We start from the raw sequence: 14,058 nt of genomic DNA, 5'->3' as shown, positions 1-14,058 counted from the left end.
GACCTGCCTGCCGTGCGGTTCCTTGCCCCGCATGGCCTGGCGGGCCTCACCGACCCGGTCCTTCTGTCACTCTCAACGTCAGAGTGCTAACGCCAATGATTAGCACTCGGACCCAGTGAGTGCAAGCGCTCGTTGCGTGAACCCGCCCATGATCAGCGCGGACATGCCGAAGGGTCCGTACCCTGTCGGGACACGGACCCTACGGACTTGTTTCGTTTCAGCTGCGTCGCGTCGGCGCGTCAGCCTACGGCCACGCGGACCATGTCGGCCTGCGGGCCCTTCTGGCCCTGCGAGATCTCGAACTCGACCCGCTGGCCTTCCTCGAGGGTGCGGTACCCGTCCATCTGGATCGCGCTGTAGTGGACGAACACGTCCGCACCACCGTCGACCGCGATGAAGCCGTACCCCTTCTCCGCGTTGAACCACTTGACGGTGCCCTGAGCCATTCCTAACTCCCCTATTGCTGGCCCTTGCGCAGGACCGCACTCCGCGGACCCGGGTCAGACCTCACCCCCCGGATGTGGGGGGTGTGCGCCGGAACGCGTCGACCGCCGCTGAATGTATCCGTCCCAACGCCCTCTGCAACAGGTCAATCGGACGAGAATTCTGGGCACGATCGAACGGTTAAAAGTGAGAAATTATGTGAAGTTCGGGCAAGCCGGGCCGGACATAGGGAACCAACCCGGCAATTCGCGCTCACACTTTACGCACAACTTGACGAGTTCTCATATGCGGCTCCGACCCCGGAGCCATCGGGGAATCCGGGCAACTGTATCGCGATTCCACACACGGAATCGCCCCGTCCGGTTGTCCCCGGACGGGGCGATGTCAAAGGTGAGGAGGGGTGAGCGGGGGGACGCGGGGTCAGCAGCCGCCCGCGACCGCCGGGATGATCGAGATCCCGGCGCCGTCCGGGGTCGCCGTGGCCAGGCCCTCGGCGAAACGGACGTCATCGTCGTTGACGTAGACGTTGACGAAGCGGCGGAGCTTGCCGGTGTCGTCCAGGACCCGGGCCGAGATGCCCGCGTGGTTCTTCTCCAGGTCCGCCAGGACCTCGGCGAGGGTCGCGCCCTCGGCCGGGACCTCGGCCTGGCCGCCGGTGTAGGTGCGGAGGATGGTCGGGATTCGGACGTTGACGCTCATGCGAGGCCAGCCTCTCGGAACGAGTCAAGGGTGGGTCGGATGATGGCGGAGGGACCCGTGGTGGGGGCCACGGCGTCAAGGGTCTTGAGGCCGTCGCCGGTGTTGAGTACCACAGTCGTCAGGGACGGGTCGAGCAGACCGTCCTCGATCAGCTTCTTGGTCACGCCGACGGTCACCCCGCCCGCGGTCTCCGCGAAGATCCCCTCGGTGCGGGCCAGCAGCTTGATGGCGTCGACGATCTGCTCGTCGTTCACGTCCTCCACCGCGCCGCCGGTACGGCGGGCGATGTCCAGGACGTACGGGCCGTCCGCGGGGTTGCCGATGGCCAGCGACTTGGCGATGGTCCGCGGCTTCTGCGGCCGTACGACGTCATGGCCGGCCTTGAAGGCGGCGGAGACCGGGGAGCAGCCCTCGGCCTGGGCGCCGAAGATCTTGTAGGGCCGGTCCTCGACCAGACCGATCGCGATCAGCTCCTTCAGCCCCTTGTCGATCTTGGTGAGCTGGGAGCCGGAGGCGATCGGGACGACGATCTGGTCCGGCAGCCGCCAGCCCAGCTGCTCGCAGATCTCGTACGCCAGGGTCTTGGAGCCCTCGCCGTAGTACGGCCGCAGATTGACGTTGACGAAGCCCCAGCCCTCACCCGCCGGGTCGCCGATCAGCTCGCTGCAGAAGCGGTTGACGTCGTCGTAGTTGCCCTCGATGCCGACCAGGTCACCGCCGTAGACCGCGGCCATGACGACCTTGCCCGCCTCCAGGTCGTGCGGGATGAAGACGCAGGAGCGGAAGCCCGCGCGGGCGGCCGCGGCGCCCACCGCACCGGCGAGGTTGCCGGTGGAGGAGCAGGAGAGGGTGGTGAAGCCGAAGGTGCGGGCGGCCTGGACGGCGATGGCGACGACCCGGTCCTTGAAGGAGTGGGTCGGGTTCCCGGAGTCGTCCTTGATGTGCAGCTCACCGGTGACACCGAGCTCACCGGCGAGGCGGTCGGCCCTGACCAGCTGGGTGAGGCCGGGGTCCAGGCTCGGCAGCTCCGCCACGTCCGCCGGGACGGGCAGCAGCGGGGCGTACCGCCAGATGCTGTTCGGACCGGCCTCGATGCGTCGGCGCAGCCCCTCCGGATCGCCGGCCGGGAGCTCGTACGCGACCTCGAGGGGCCCGAAACAGGCCTCACACGCGAAGATCGGGCCCAGCTCGAAGCGCTCACCGCACTCCCGGCAGGACAATGCCACGGCGGGGCCGAAGGCACCTGGGACGGAGGCGGAGGAAGTGGTTGAGCTTTCTACTGACTGCACAGCCATGGATGGCGAGGCCCTTTCTCCTCATCTTCCTCGCGACGCATTTCGCCACGAGACGGAATTGGCACCTTCCCGAGCTGGGAGCCTCGCTGCGGACTGCGAGATCAGCTGGAGGGTTGCCGGGGCTTCAACGGGCCGTTCCCTCTGCCCCTCTGGATGAGCGGTATGGCACCGGGCGCACCCGGAGCGTTTGTCGCACGGGCCTCGTCGGTCCGTCGGTAAACATCGAGGTCGACCCCGACATATGACGGCCACATGCGTTGTTCAAGACTGTAACCGAAGGCCCGGATGGTTGAGGTAGCCGTCCGATGCGCGAGATGGATCACAGCGATCACAAGCGATCACAGCAGGGGAGACACACAGGTGCTGGATGAGGTGGAGCGCTGGCTGAAGCGTCGCTCCTGGTCGGCCGACGACCGTCCGCTGGATCGCCTGCTGGCCGCGAAGCGTGCCGCGGCGACGACGGTGAGCGTGGTCCTGCCCGCCCTGAACGAGGAGGCCACGGTCGGGAGGATCGCCGACACGATCCGGCGCGAGCTGATGGGCGAGGCGATGCCGCTGGTGGACGAGCTGGTGGTGGTGGACTCCGGTTCCACGGACCGCACCGCCGAGGTCGCCGCCGCGGCGGGCGCCACCGTCGTCCCCCGCGACTCGCTGCTGCCCCGGCTGCCCGCGGTGCCGGGCAAGGGCGAGGTGCTGTGGCGGTCCCTGCTCGCCACGAGCGGCGACATCGTCTGCTTCATCGACGCCGACCTGCGGGAATTCCATCCGCGCTTTGTCTCGGGAATCATCGGTCCGCTACTGACCGACCCCGTGCTGCAGCTGGTGAAGGGCATGTACGACCGCCCGCTCGGCGAGGTGGCGGGCCAGGGCGGCCGGGTCACCGAGCTGGTCGCCCGCCCGCTGCTGAATCTGCACTGGCCCCAGCTGGCCGGGTTCGTCCAGCCGCTGGGCGGGGAGTACGCGGCGCGGCGCTCGCTGCTGGAGCGGCTGCCCTTCCCGGTCGGCTACGGCGTCGAGCTGGGGCTGCTGGTGGACGCGCTGCACACGGTGGGGCTCGACGCGCTCGGCCAGGTGGACATCGGGGTGCGCAAACACCGCCACCAGGACGGGAAGGCGCTCGGCCGGATGGCGGCCGCGATCTACCGCACCGCACAGCTGCGGCTGGCCCGGGGCCATTTGGTGCGGCCGCGGCTGACCCAGTTCGACCGCGGCGAGAACGGCTTCGAGCCGCGCACCACGGCGGTGGACACGGAGGAGCGGCCGCCGATGGCCGAGATACCGGAGTACATGGCGCGGCGTGCGGCGTGAGATGGCGCGGCGCGCGGCGTAACGCCGGTCCGGGACCCGGCGCTTATGTGGCCGGAACCGGAATAGCACCTACGGGGCAAGAAACCGTACGTACGTTTGCGCGGGGGCGCGTCTGGCTAGGCTCGCGACATGGCAGTTCCGCGCACCGCCCCGATCCTGGTCGCGTCCAACCGCGGCCCGGTCTCGTACACCCTGGGTGAGGACGGCTCGCTCACCGCCCGGCGCGGCGGTGGCGGGCTGGTCTCCGGGCTCAGCGCGATCGGCCCCGAGTCGGGCGGGGTGTGGGTGTGTGCGGCGCTCGGCGAGGGCGACCGCGAGGCGGCCCGGCGGGCCGGGGACAACCATCTGAACCCCGGTGACACCGGTGGCCAGCAGGTGCGGATGCTCGACATCGCGCCGGACGTCTTCGCCGCCGCGTACAACGGCGTGGCCAATTCGGTGCTGTGGTTCATCCACCACCTGCTCTACCAGACCCCGGTCGAGCCGGTCTTCGACGCGGAGTTCGCGGAGCAGTGGGCCGCCTACGAGAGCTATAACGCGGCCTTCGCGGACGCGCTCGCCCAGGAGGCGGTGGACGAGGCGGTCGTCCTGGTGCAGGACTACCACTTGGCGCTGGTGCCCGCGATGCTCCGCGAGCGCCGCCCCGATCTGCGGATCGGTCACTTCTCCCACACCCCCTGGGCCCCGCCGGACTACTACCGGCTGCTGCCGGACGACGTCGCGGCGGCTGTGCTCCGCGGCATCCTCGGCGGCGACCGCGCCGCGTTCCTCACCGAGCGCTGGGCCACGGCCTTCGCCGACTGCTGTGCGGCGGTGCTGGGCGCGGAGATCGTCCGGGGCGGCGGTGGCGGCATGGCGACGGCCGTGCGCTTCGAGGGCCGGGAGACCCGGCTGGGCGTCCACGGCCTGGGCGCGGACGCGGACTTCCTGCGGGAGCGGTCGCGGCGGGCCGATGTGGACGAGCGGCTGAGCGCCCTGCGGGCGCAGATCGGGCCGGGCCGGAAGTCGATCGTCCGGGTGGACCGCACCGAGTTGTCCAAGAACATCGTGCGCGGTCTGCTGGCCTACCGGCGGCTGCTCGAGACCCACCCCGAGTGGCGCGAGCGCGTGGTGCACGTGGCCTTCGCCTACCCCTCCCGCCAGGACCTCACGGTCTACCGCGACTACACCGAGCGGGTGCGACGGATCGCGGAGGAGATCAACGACGAGTACGGCACGGAGGGCTGGACGCCTGTCGCCCTGCATGTGAAGGACGACTTCGCCCGGTCCCTCGCGGCCTACCGGCTGGCGGACGTGGCCCTGGTCAACCCGATCCGGGACGGGATGAACCTGGTGGCCAAGGAGGTCCCGGTGGTCTCCGAGCGGGGATGCGCGCTGGTGCTGTCCCGGGAGGCGGGCGCGTACGCCGAGCTGGGCGAGGACGCGCTGGTGGTGAACCCGTACGACGTGGAGGGCACGGCCCGCGCGCTCCACGAGGCCCTGCGCATGAACGACGGCGAGCGCGCGGACCGCACCAAGCGGCTGGCCGCCGCGGCGACCGCACTACCGCCCCAGGCCTGGTTCCTGGCCCAGCTACGGGCCCTGTAACGGCCGCTCCGGAATGACGGGTGACGGCTCGGTGCGGGTGACCGGCACGGCCTGGGCGCGGGGGTGATTCGGGTTCCGAGCGCGGCCTGGGTGACGCGATCCGAGTGCCGGGTGCCGGGCGTGACCCGAGTGCCGGCGCGCTCCGGGTGCCGGGCGCGATCGGGCTGACGCCGGAAACCGGGTTACGAGCGGCACCCGCGTCGCGGGCACGGCCTGGCTTACCAGCGCGGCTCGGATACCGCACGCGCCCCACGTACCGGGTACGACCCGGCTTACCGGCACGGGCCCGGTTGCCAGGTGCGACCCGGCTTGCCCGCGCACCCCGGAGGCCGGGCACGGGCCGCCGAGTCCTACGCGGCGTCGTCGCTGGCCGCGGCGGCCAGGGCCGACAGCAGGTCCACCACGCCCGCCGGGCCGTCGACCACCAGGTCGGCCCGGTTCGCGAGCTCGGTCACCTCCGTGCTGCCGCTGCACACCAGCACCCCCGGCACGCCCTCTTCGCGCAGCCGCTCCACCGCCGCGAACGCGGCCAGGTCGCCGAGGTCGTCGCCCGCGTAGAGCACGGCTTCCGCGCCCGTCCGCCGTACGTACTCGGTGAGCGCGACGCCCTTGTCCATGCCCGGCGGCCGCAGCTCCAGGACCAGTCGGCCGGGCTCGACGATCAGCCCATGGCGCTCGGCGAGCGCCTGCAGGGGTGCGCGCAGCCGCTCGAACGCGGCCTGGGGGTCCTCGGCGCGGCGGGTGTGGACGGCGACGGCGCGGCCCTTGTCCTCGATCCACGTGCCGCGCGAGGCGCCGTGCTCCTCGAGGACGGCGGGGAGTTCGGCCTGGACGGCGGCGACGCCGGGGTGCGGTTCGGGCGCCCGGACCTCGCCGCTGCCCGCGTCCCAGCGCTCGGCGCCGTAGAGGCCGAGGACGACCAGCCCGTCCAGCCCCTCGGCCCCGGCGAACCCGCCGTACCGCACGGCGACCTCGGCCGGGCGGCCGGTGATCACCGCGATGGAGCGGATCCGCGGGGCCAGCCGGGAGAGCGCGGGGAGGGCGCCGGGGTGGGCGCGGGCCTGGTCGGGGTCGGGGACGATCTCGGCGAGGGTGCCGTCGAAGTCGAGTGCGACGACGGCGCGGCCGGGCCGTTCGAGGAGGGCGGCAAGGCCCTCACGGCCAACGGCGGTGGTGGGTACGGGGACGGGGTGACTTCCCATGGCGCTGCCCATGGCGGTGACCCTACCGGGCCCGGCCGCACGGCGGGCTTCGCCCGAGCGTCCCCCCGGTGAACGGCCCCCGGGCGCCCACGCCGGAGAATCCGCCGGGGGCGGCCAGCCGGTGAACGGCTCGCGCGGCCGGGCCGTGAACGTGCCCCGGCAGGCCTCCCGCCGCCACCGCGCGTCAGCGCCGTCCGCGGCGCTCGTCCCTGATCCGGCGCAGCCGGTTGACCGTCACCGGGTCGTGCTCCAGGGCCCTGGGGTCGTCAAGCAGCGCGTTCAACTGCTGGTAGTAGCGGGTCGGGGAGAGGCCCAACCGCTCCCGTATCGCCCGCTCCTTGGCGCCGGGGCCCGGCCAGCCGCGCCGCTCCACGGCGAGCACGGCCAGGTCGCGCTCGGACAGCCCGGCCTCCGGATCCGGATCCGATTCCGGATCCGGAGCTCCCACCTGGCCGTCGGGGTCCTCGGAGGGGGCGGGGTCGGGCGTGTCCACTGTCATGCCCCCGCATTCTCCATGGCGTCGGCCTCGCGCTGGATCTGGCCGAGCACGCTCGCCGGGTCGCCGCCCTTGGCCACGGTCGAGCCGATCTTCTGCTTGATCAGCTTGCTGACCTCCGCCCAGGAGGTCTTGTCGGCCGGGTAGAACTCCGCGCTCTCCAGCTCGTCCAGGAACCGCCACAGCCGCTTGTACTCACGGTCGCCGAGCATCTTCTGCTCGACGGCGGTGGTCACCGGCAGCAGGTCGTACTCGGTGGCGAAGTCCAGCACGTTGTCCTCGGTGTAGACGAAGTCGAGGAACGTCCCGATCTCCTTGCGGTGGCCGTTCTGCTTGAAGGCCATCAGCCAGTCGGCGACGCCCATCGTCGCCAGGGACTTGCCCTTGCGGCCGGGCAGCGGCGCGGTGCCGTAACCGATGCCGTGGCCGGACGCCTGCCGCATCAGGGTCGGGTGGCCGTTGAGCATGCCGACCTCGCCGCGCGCGAAGGCGTCGAAGGTGTCCTGGCGGTTGGTACGGGCCGGGGAGCCGGGGCCGGTGAGGTCCGCGCCGACGAGTTCGTCCCGCAGCCATTCGAGGGTTTCGATGTTCTCGGTGGAGTCGATGGTGTAGCCGCCGTTGGCGTCGGTGTAGCCGCCACCGCCGCTGAGCATCCACATCATGGTCTCGGCCTGGCACTCCTCGGGGCCGAGCGGCAGCCCGTACGGGATCTTCACCCCGCTGGCCTTGAGCCGGACGGCCGCCTCCTTGAGCTCGTCCCAGCTGGTGGGTGGGGAGGATATCCCGGCCCGGTCGAAGAGCTTCTTGTTGTAGAAGAGCAGCCGGGCGCTGGCCACGAACGGCACCCCGTACGGCACCCGCCGCACCTCGCCCGCATGGGCGATCGAGGTGATGAAACCGGCCTGGGTGGGGATCGAGAGCATCTCGTCGGCGCGGTAGAGCTTGCCCTGCGCCGCGTAGTCGGCGTACGCGCCGATCTGTGCGATGTCCGGGGCCCGGCCCTTCTTGACCATCTCGGCCACCCGCCGGTCCACCTCGGTCCAGCCGTAGACCTTGACGTCGACCTTAAGGCGGCCGTTCTTGGCCTCGAAGGCCCGGACCACCTTGTCCCAGTACTTCTGGGAGCTGTTGGCGGTGGTGTCGCCGTAGTCGGCCGCGACCACCTTCAAGGTGACATCGCCATCGGACCCGGAGCTTTCGCTGCCACAGGCCGTGAGTCCCGGCGCCGCCGCCACCGCCGCGGCACCCGCCGTTGTCAGCTCCAAGAACCGTCGCCGCTGCACCGCTGTTTACCCACCCCATGGCTTGTTTCACCCCCAAGGGTCGTCCCCTGAGGTCGAGCGAGTCTGCCTTGCAAACCTCCACAAGGTCTACACCCTGGTCATATCGCTTCCGTCTCAGAGCCTCAATTGCCCAGGTGAGAGAGGCGCTACACACAAAGTGGGATGTGTCACCCAGTCACAAACGGAGGGATTGGTTCACGCCAATTCCCCTCCGGGCGACGACGCGATCCCCACGAGAAGCGGCGAGTGGACTAGACCTCTCATGGTGGATCGCGCGAGACTGTCCATGTGAAACACGTCATCGCCCTGGATGTGGGCGGCACCGGTATGAAGGCCGCCCTCATCGGGGCGGACACCACACTCCTCCACGAGGCCAGGAGGCCCACCGAGCGGGAGCGCGGACCCGAGGCGGTCGTGGCCGCGATCCTCGACTTCGCCGCCGAGCTGCGCACCATCGGCGAGCGGCGGTTCGGCGGTCCCGCGCGGGCCGCGGGCGTCGGCGTGCCCGGGGTCCTGGACGAGGACCGCGGGGTGGCCGTCTTCGCCGCCAACCTCGGCTGGAGCGACGTCCCGCTGCGGGCGCTGCTCATCGAGCGGCTGGGCGGGATCCCGGTCGCGCTCGGCCATGACGTCCGGATGGGCGGGCTGGCCGAGGGGCGCATAGGAGCGGGTGAGGGCGCACGGCGCTTCCTGTTCGTCTCCGTCGGCACCGGCATCGCGGGTGCCATCGGCGTCGACGGGCGGATCGACCCCGGGGCCCATGGCTCCTCCGGCGAGATCGGCCATATCGTCGTCCGGCCGGGCGGCGCCGCCTGCGGCTGCGGTCAGGCCGGCTGTCTGGAGACGGTCGCCTCGGCCGCCGCGGTGGGCCGCGCCTGGGCCGAGGCCAGCGGCGATCCGGCCGCGGACGCCGCCGACTGCGCCAAGGCCGTCCGGTCCGGCGATCCCAGTGCCGCGGCCGTGTGGGGGGAGATGGTCGGCGCGCTCGCCGACGGCCTGGTCACCGCCCACACCCTGCTGGACCCCGGTGTGCTGATCGTCGGCGGTGGGCTGGCCGAGGCCGGGGAGACGCTGTTCGCGCCGCTGCGCACCGCGGTCGAGGAGCGGCTCACCTTCCAGCAGCTCCCCCGCATCGTCCCGGCGGCCCTCGGGGACACCGCCGGCTGCCTGGGCGCGGGTCTGCTCGCCTGGGACCGACTCTCCACGGAGGTAACCGCCTGATGGTCCAGCGAACGCATCTCACCGGCGCCCGGGTGGTCCTGCCGGACGGCGTGGTCGACAGCGGGCGGGTGACGGTCGAGGGCACGCGCATCACGGCGGCGGGACCGGCGGCCGGACACGCGGCCGGTCCGGCGGCCGGACACGCGACGGGACCGACGCCAAGGCCCGCGGCCGGACCAGCGCCGGATTTGGCGCCCGGCCCCGCGGATTCCGGCGAGCGGGCGCTCGATCTGGGGGGCGGCTGGATCGTCCCCGGCTTCGTGGACCTGCATGTGCACGGCGGCGGCGGTGCCTCGTTCTCGGCGGGCGCCCCCGAGGAGGCGCTGACCGCCATCGGTACGCACCGGCGGCACGGCACCACCACGATGCTCGCCTCCACCGTCACCGGCGACCTGGACGACCTCGCCCGGCAGGCCGCCGCCCTCTCGGAGCTGGCGGAGCAGGGCGAGTTGGCGGGCATCCACTTCGAGGGGCCGTTCATCTCCGCCCACCGCTGCGGCGCCCACCAGCCCTCGCTGCTGCGCGAGCCCGATCCGGCGGATGTGCGCAAGCTGGTGGACGCGGCGCGCGGCACCGCGCGGATGATGACCCTCGCGCCCGAACTGCCGGGCGGGCTGGAGTCCGTACGGCTGCTGGCCGACAGCGGGGTCCTCGCGGCCGTCGGTCACACCGACTCGAGTTACGAGGCGGCGCTTGAGGCCGTCGAGGCGGGCGCGACCGTGGCGACCCACCTGTTCAACGCGATGCCGCCGCTGCTGCACCGCACCCCGGGGCCGGTGGCCGCGCTGCTGGAGGACGAGCGGATCACGGTGGAGCTGATCAACGACGGCACCCATCTGCACCCGGCCGTCCTGGGGCTGGCGTTCCACCGGGCGGGCGCGGACCGGGTCGCCTTCATCACCGACGCCATGGGCGCGGCGGGCATGAACGACGGCCGCTATCCGCTCGGCCCCATGGAGGTCGAGGTCAGGAACGGCGTCGCGCGGATCAGCGACGGGCCGACGGCCGGTTCCATCGCGGGCTCCACCCTCACCCTGGACCGGGCCTTCCGGCGGGCCGTCACGGTCGACGGGCTCGGCGTCGAGGCGGCCGTAAGGGCGCTGTCCGCGACCCCCGCCCGGGTGCTGGGCATCGCCGACCGGGTGGGTTCGCTCGAGCCAGGCAAGGACGCCGATCTCGTCGTGCTCGACGACGACTTCCGGCTGCGGGGCGTGATGCGCCGGGGCGCTTGGGTGGTTCATCCCGAACATGGCTGAAGCGCCCTGATCCCAGGCCGGGGTGACGGTGTGCCGTCCCTTCCGGGGCGGTCCGGAACGGGGCGGAGGTCTGGGCCCAAGCCACTCGTTTTGGCATGATCGCTCAGGCACGGGCACGGGCCGCGCGACTCGGGTACGCAGCGACTCGGGCACGGCACACAGTCGCAGTCAGCACAGGAGTCTCCGTCCGGCGGGGGGACGGGAGAGGGGATGCCAGGGTGATCCTCACGGTCACGCTCAACACCGCCCTCGACGTCACCTACCGGGTGCCGGAACTGCGCCCGCACACCACCCACCGCGTCACCGAGGTCACCGAACGGCCCGGCGGCAAGGGCCTCAACGTGGCCCGGGTGCTGGCCGCACTGGGCCATGACACCGTGGTCACCGGCTTCGTCGGCGGGGCCACCGGCGCGGTGCTACGGCAGCTGCTCGCCGGGGCCGCCACGCCCGGCGACGGCACCGGGGCCACGCCCGGCGACAGCCCCGAGGCCCCCCGCGGCACGATCACCGACGCGTTGGTCCCGATCACCGGCACCACCCGGCGCACCATCGGCGTCGTGGACGCCGCCAGCGGCGACACCACCCAGCTCAACGAGCCGGGTCCGATCGTCGCCACCCCCGAGTGGTCCACCTTCATGGAGAGTTACGGACGGCTGCTGCGCGAGGCGTCGGCGGTCGCGCTGTGCGGCAGCCTGCCGCCAGGGGTCCCCGTCGGGACGTACGCCCAGCTCATCCGGGAGGCGCATGCGGCGGGCGTGCCCACCCTGCTGGACACCAGCGGCGAACCGCTGCGCCGGGGCATCGCCGCCCGCCCCCACCTCGTCAAGCCCAACGCCGACGAGCTCGCCGGGCTCACCGGCTCCACCGACCCGCTGCGCGCCGCGCGCGACGCCCGGCGGCGCGGGGCGCGCGCGGTGGCCGCCTCGCTCGGCCCCGACGGCATGGTCGCGGTCACCGCCCACGGCGCCTGGCGCGCCACCCCGCCGCGCCGGCTGACGGGCAACCCGACGGGCGCGGGGGACGCCGCGGTCGCGGGGCTGCTGTCCGGGCTGGTCGAGGGTGCGCCCTGGCCGGACCGGCTGGCCCGCGCCGTCGCCCTGTCGGCGGCGGCCGTAAGGGCTCCGGTGGCGGGCGAGTTCGACCGTACGGTCTACGACGAGGTGCTGGCGCGGGTCGAGGTGACGGAAAACCCGGCGGCGGCCTGAGGCCGGAGCACGCCGTACCCGGCCCGAGCCGTGACTCGCCGTGCCCCGCCTGCACGGCGGATCTCCCGGATGGCTAGCGCTCCTCCCGGGAGATGACGAACAGCAGGCGCAGCACCAGCAGCGCGGTGATCACCAGCAGGTGGTAGCCGAACAGCTGGAAGAGCCCCGTGCCGGGGACCACCTCGGGGCCGCGCTGGATGGTCAGCAGGATCGCCGACATCATGCCGCTGGTCGCCGCGATGAAGGTGAGCAGGACCTGGTGGACCAGCGTGCGGACGTAGCGGCGGTCGCGGGCATCGGCGAACAGCCGCACCCCGACCCCCAGCCGCCCCTGCTCCAACGCGCTGGTGACGCGGTCCAGGCGGCGCGGCAGCCGGCGCAGCAGCTCCCATGTGGCCAGCAGCTCGCCCGGCAGGACCTGTTCGGGGGAGGCGGCCCTGTCCTGGCCGGAGGAGGTGCCGCGCCGCGCCGCCCCCACGGTGGCGGTGCGTGCCTCGTCCACCATGTTGAATCCAGGGGAGACCTTGGTGAGTGTGCCTTCCAGCGTGGCCAGCGCCCGGAAGACCGCGGCCGCCTCCGGAGGCACCGTCAGCCCGTACCGGGCGACGAGCTGGAGGAGGTCAGCGAACACCTGCACCGAGGGGGCGGAGCCGGGCATGAAGTGGCGGGACAGGAAGCGGCCCAGCGCCCGTTCGAGGCCGCGTTCGTCGATCTCGTCGGGGCGGCCGACGATCTGCAGCAGGGCGTCGTACAGGGCGGCCGGGTCACCGGTGTTGACGGCCAGCAGGAACATCTTGAGCCCGGACCGCATCTGGGCGTCGACCCGGCCCACGGAGCCGAAGTCGATGAGGCCGATCCGCCCGTCGTCCAGCAGCAGGATGTTTCCCGGGTGCGGGTCGGCGTGGAAGACGCCGTCGACCAGGATCTGGTCGAACATGCTGGCCAGCAGGGCACGCGCCCAGTCCAGCCGCTCCGCCTCGGTCGCGGTGGCGAGCCGCTTCGCCTCGCCGGCGCACTCCCCCGGCAGCCACTCCAGGGCGAGCACGCACTCACCGGACAGCTCTTCGCGGACGGAGGGCAGCCGTATGGGCCCGTCCTGCGGGCGGCGCGCCCACGCGGCCGTCACCGTGGCGATGTTGGCCGCCTCGACCCGGAAGTCCAGCTCCTCGTGGACGGAGGCGGCGAACCCCTCCGCCAGCGCCACCACGCCGATGGTGCGCGCCCAGCGGGTGCGCCGCTCCAGCATGGCTGCCAGCCGGCAGATGATGTCCAGGTCGCGCTCGACGACCGTACGGACGCCGGGACGCAACACCTTGATCACGGCCTTCTCGCCACCCCGTAACCACACGGCGTGTACCTGGGCGACGGAGGCGGAGGCCAGCGGGACCGGGTCGACGTCCTTGAAGATCTCCTCCCAGGGCACCCCGTACGCCTCGGCCAGGGATTCCTCCACCGCGGGCCAGGGCTCGGGGGGCACCTGGGACTGCAGTCTGCTGAGCTCGCTGATGAACTCCGGCGGCAGCATGTCGTGCCGGGTCGACAGCATCTGGCCGAGCTTGACGAAGGTGGGGCCGCCCTCCTCCAGGGCCAGCCGCAGCGGCCTGGCCAGCCGGACGGACCCGGTGCCGCCCTTGCCGGTGGAGCGACCGCGCAGATACGGGCGCAGCCCGTGCCGTACCGCGATCGAGACGATGTGGGAGTAGCGACGGCCCCGGGCGACGCGCGACCGCAGTGCCCTCGGCCAGCTGGCCGGCGAACCCATCGAACCGCTCGGCAGCACCACCTCCCAGGCGGCCAGGAAGCCCATCGTGACCAGGAGTGTGGAGCCGAACTGGACCCCGGTGAGGGCACCTTGCTGCTCGGGGCGCTGCATCACCAGATTGAAGACCCCGAGCCCCGCCAGGCTGACCAGCCCGGCGAAGAGCGCCCGGATGAAGCCGATGTGCAGCCCGAGCAGCCGTCGCGCGCTCATCACGAAGACGATCATGAACCCGCTCATCACCAGCATGACCAGCGAGAATTGAGCCACCTTCACCCGCTGCCCCCATGCCCGCCGTCGGAC

Annotated in this window: 12 protein-coding genes and 1 riboswitch; of the genes, 5 read left to right on the top strand and 7 right to left on the bottom strand. The window is 72.2% G+C overall.

Features of this window, described 5'->3' with window-relative positions; translation table 11 throughout:
* Window positions 1–239: 239 nt before the first annotated feature.
* From VT50_RS00970 to thrC, 3 genes are all read right to left on the bottom strand, one after another.
* Window positions 240–446 (bottom strand): cold-shock protein, encoded by a 207-nt coding sequence (locus VT50_RS00970; RefSeq protein WP_009716982.1) that lies wholly within the window; start codon window positions 444–446, stop codon window positions 240–242.
* A 418-nt stretch (window positions 447–864) separates the two neighbouring features.
* Window positions 865–1,143 carry a MoaD/ThiS family protein gene (locus VT50_RS00965; protein ID WP_046088675.1) on the bottom strand — a complete coding sequence of 93 codons (279 nt, stop codon included), beginning with the start codon at window positions 1,141–1,143 and terminating at the stop codon, window positions 865–867.
* Entirely contained in the window at window positions 1,140–2,438 is a 1,299-nt protein-coding gene (thrC, locus tag VT50_RS00960) for a threonine synthase (protein WP_046088676.1), read from the bottom strand. Before thrC ends, VT50_RS00965 begins: the two co-directional genes overlap by 4 nt.
* An 18-nt stretch (window positions 2,439–2,456) precedes the next feature.
* Window positions 2,457–2,598, bottom strand: a riboswitch (SAM riboswitch).
* 200 nt (window positions 2,599–2,798) lie between these two features.
* On the opposite strand from thrC, the gene VT50_RS00955 reads away from it, so the two are divergent.
* On the top strand, window positions 2,799–3,746 hold the full coding sequence (locus tag VT50_RS00955; protein WP_046088677.1) for a glucosyl-3-phosphoglycerate synthase: 948 nt from the start codon (window positions 2,799–2,801) through the stop codon (window positions 3,744–3,746).
* A gap of 129 nt (window positions 3,747–3,875) precedes the next feature.
* On the top strand, window positions 3,876–5,333 hold the full coding sequence (locus VT50_RS00950; RefSeq protein WP_046088678.1) for an alpha,alpha-trehalose-phosphate synthase (UDP-forming): 1,458 nt from the start codon (window positions 3,876–3,878) through the stop codon (window positions 5,331–5,333).
* A gap of 350 nt (window positions 5,334–5,683) precedes the next feature.
* On the opposite strand, the gene otsB is transcribed toward VT50_RS00950, so the two are convergent.
* The 3 genes from otsB to VT50_RS00935 all read right to left on the bottom strand — a co-directional run bounded on the left by otsB (window position 5,684) and on the right by VT50_RS00935 (window position 8,314).
* A complete protein-coding gene (gene otsB, locus VT50_RS00945; RefSeq protein ID WP_107424701.1) occupies window positions 5,684–6,535 on the bottom strand; it encodes a trehalose-phosphatase in 852 nt (283 codons plus the stop codon).
* Window positions 6,536–6,719: 184 nt separating this feature from the next.
* Complete coding sequence (locus VT50_RS00940; RefSeq protein WP_046088680.1) at window positions 6,720–7,034, bottom strand: DUF3263 domain-containing protein; 315 nt, start codon at window positions 7,032–7,034, stop codon at window positions 6,720–6,722.
* Window positions 7,031–8,314, bottom strand: coding sequence for an extracellular solute-binding protein (locus tag VT50_RS00935; protein WP_046088681.1), 1,284 nt, complete (start codon window positions 8,312–8,314; stop codon window positions 7,031–7,033). The genes VT50_RS00940 and VT50_RS00935 overlap by 4 nt, the downstream gene beginning before the upstream one ends.
* A 288-nt stretch (window positions 8,315–8,602) precedes the next feature.
* On the opposite strand from VT50_RS00935, the gene VT50_RS00930 reads away from it, so the two are divergent.
* From VT50_RS00930 to VT50_RS00920, 3 genes are all read left to right on the top strand, one after another.
* Window positions 8,603–9,535, top strand: coding sequence for an ROK family protein (locus VT50_RS00930; protein ID WP_046088682.1), 933 nt, complete (start codon window positions 8,603–8,605; stop codon window positions 9,533–9,535).
* On the top strand, window positions 9,535–10,791 hold the full coding sequence (gene nagA, locus VT50_RS00925; protein ID WP_046088683.1) for an N-acetylglucosamine-6-phosphate deacetylase: 1,257 nt from the start codon (window positions 9,535–9,537) through the stop codon (window positions 10,789–10,791). Before VT50_RS00930 ends, nagA begins: the two co-directional genes overlap by 1 nt.
* A gap of 218 nt (window positions 10,792–11,009) precedes the next feature.
* Window positions 11,010–11,996, top strand: coding sequence for a 1-phosphofructokinase family hexose kinase (locus VT50_RS00920; protein ID WP_046088684.1), 987 nt, complete (start codon window positions 11,010–11,012; stop codon window positions 11,994–11,996).
* Between the two features lie 73 nt (window positions 11,997–12,069).
* On the opposite strand, the gene VT50_RS00915 is transcribed toward VT50_RS00920, so the two are convergent.
* Window positions 12,070–14,031, bottom strand: a complete 1,962-nt coding sequence (locus VT50_RS00915; protein ID WP_240528985.1) for an ABC1 kinase family protein — start codon at window positions 14,029–14,031, stop codon at window positions 12,070–12,072.
* Window positions 14,032–14,058: the final 27 nt, after the last annotated feature.

The organism is Streptomyces antioxidans (genome assembly GCF_000968685.2).
Lineage (GTDB): Bacteria > Actinomycetota > Actinomycetes > Streptomycetales > Streptomycetaceae > Streptomyces > Streptomyces antioxidans.
Note: the sequence above shows the minus strand (reverse complement) of the source record. Positions and strands in the feature narration are given on the sequence as shown.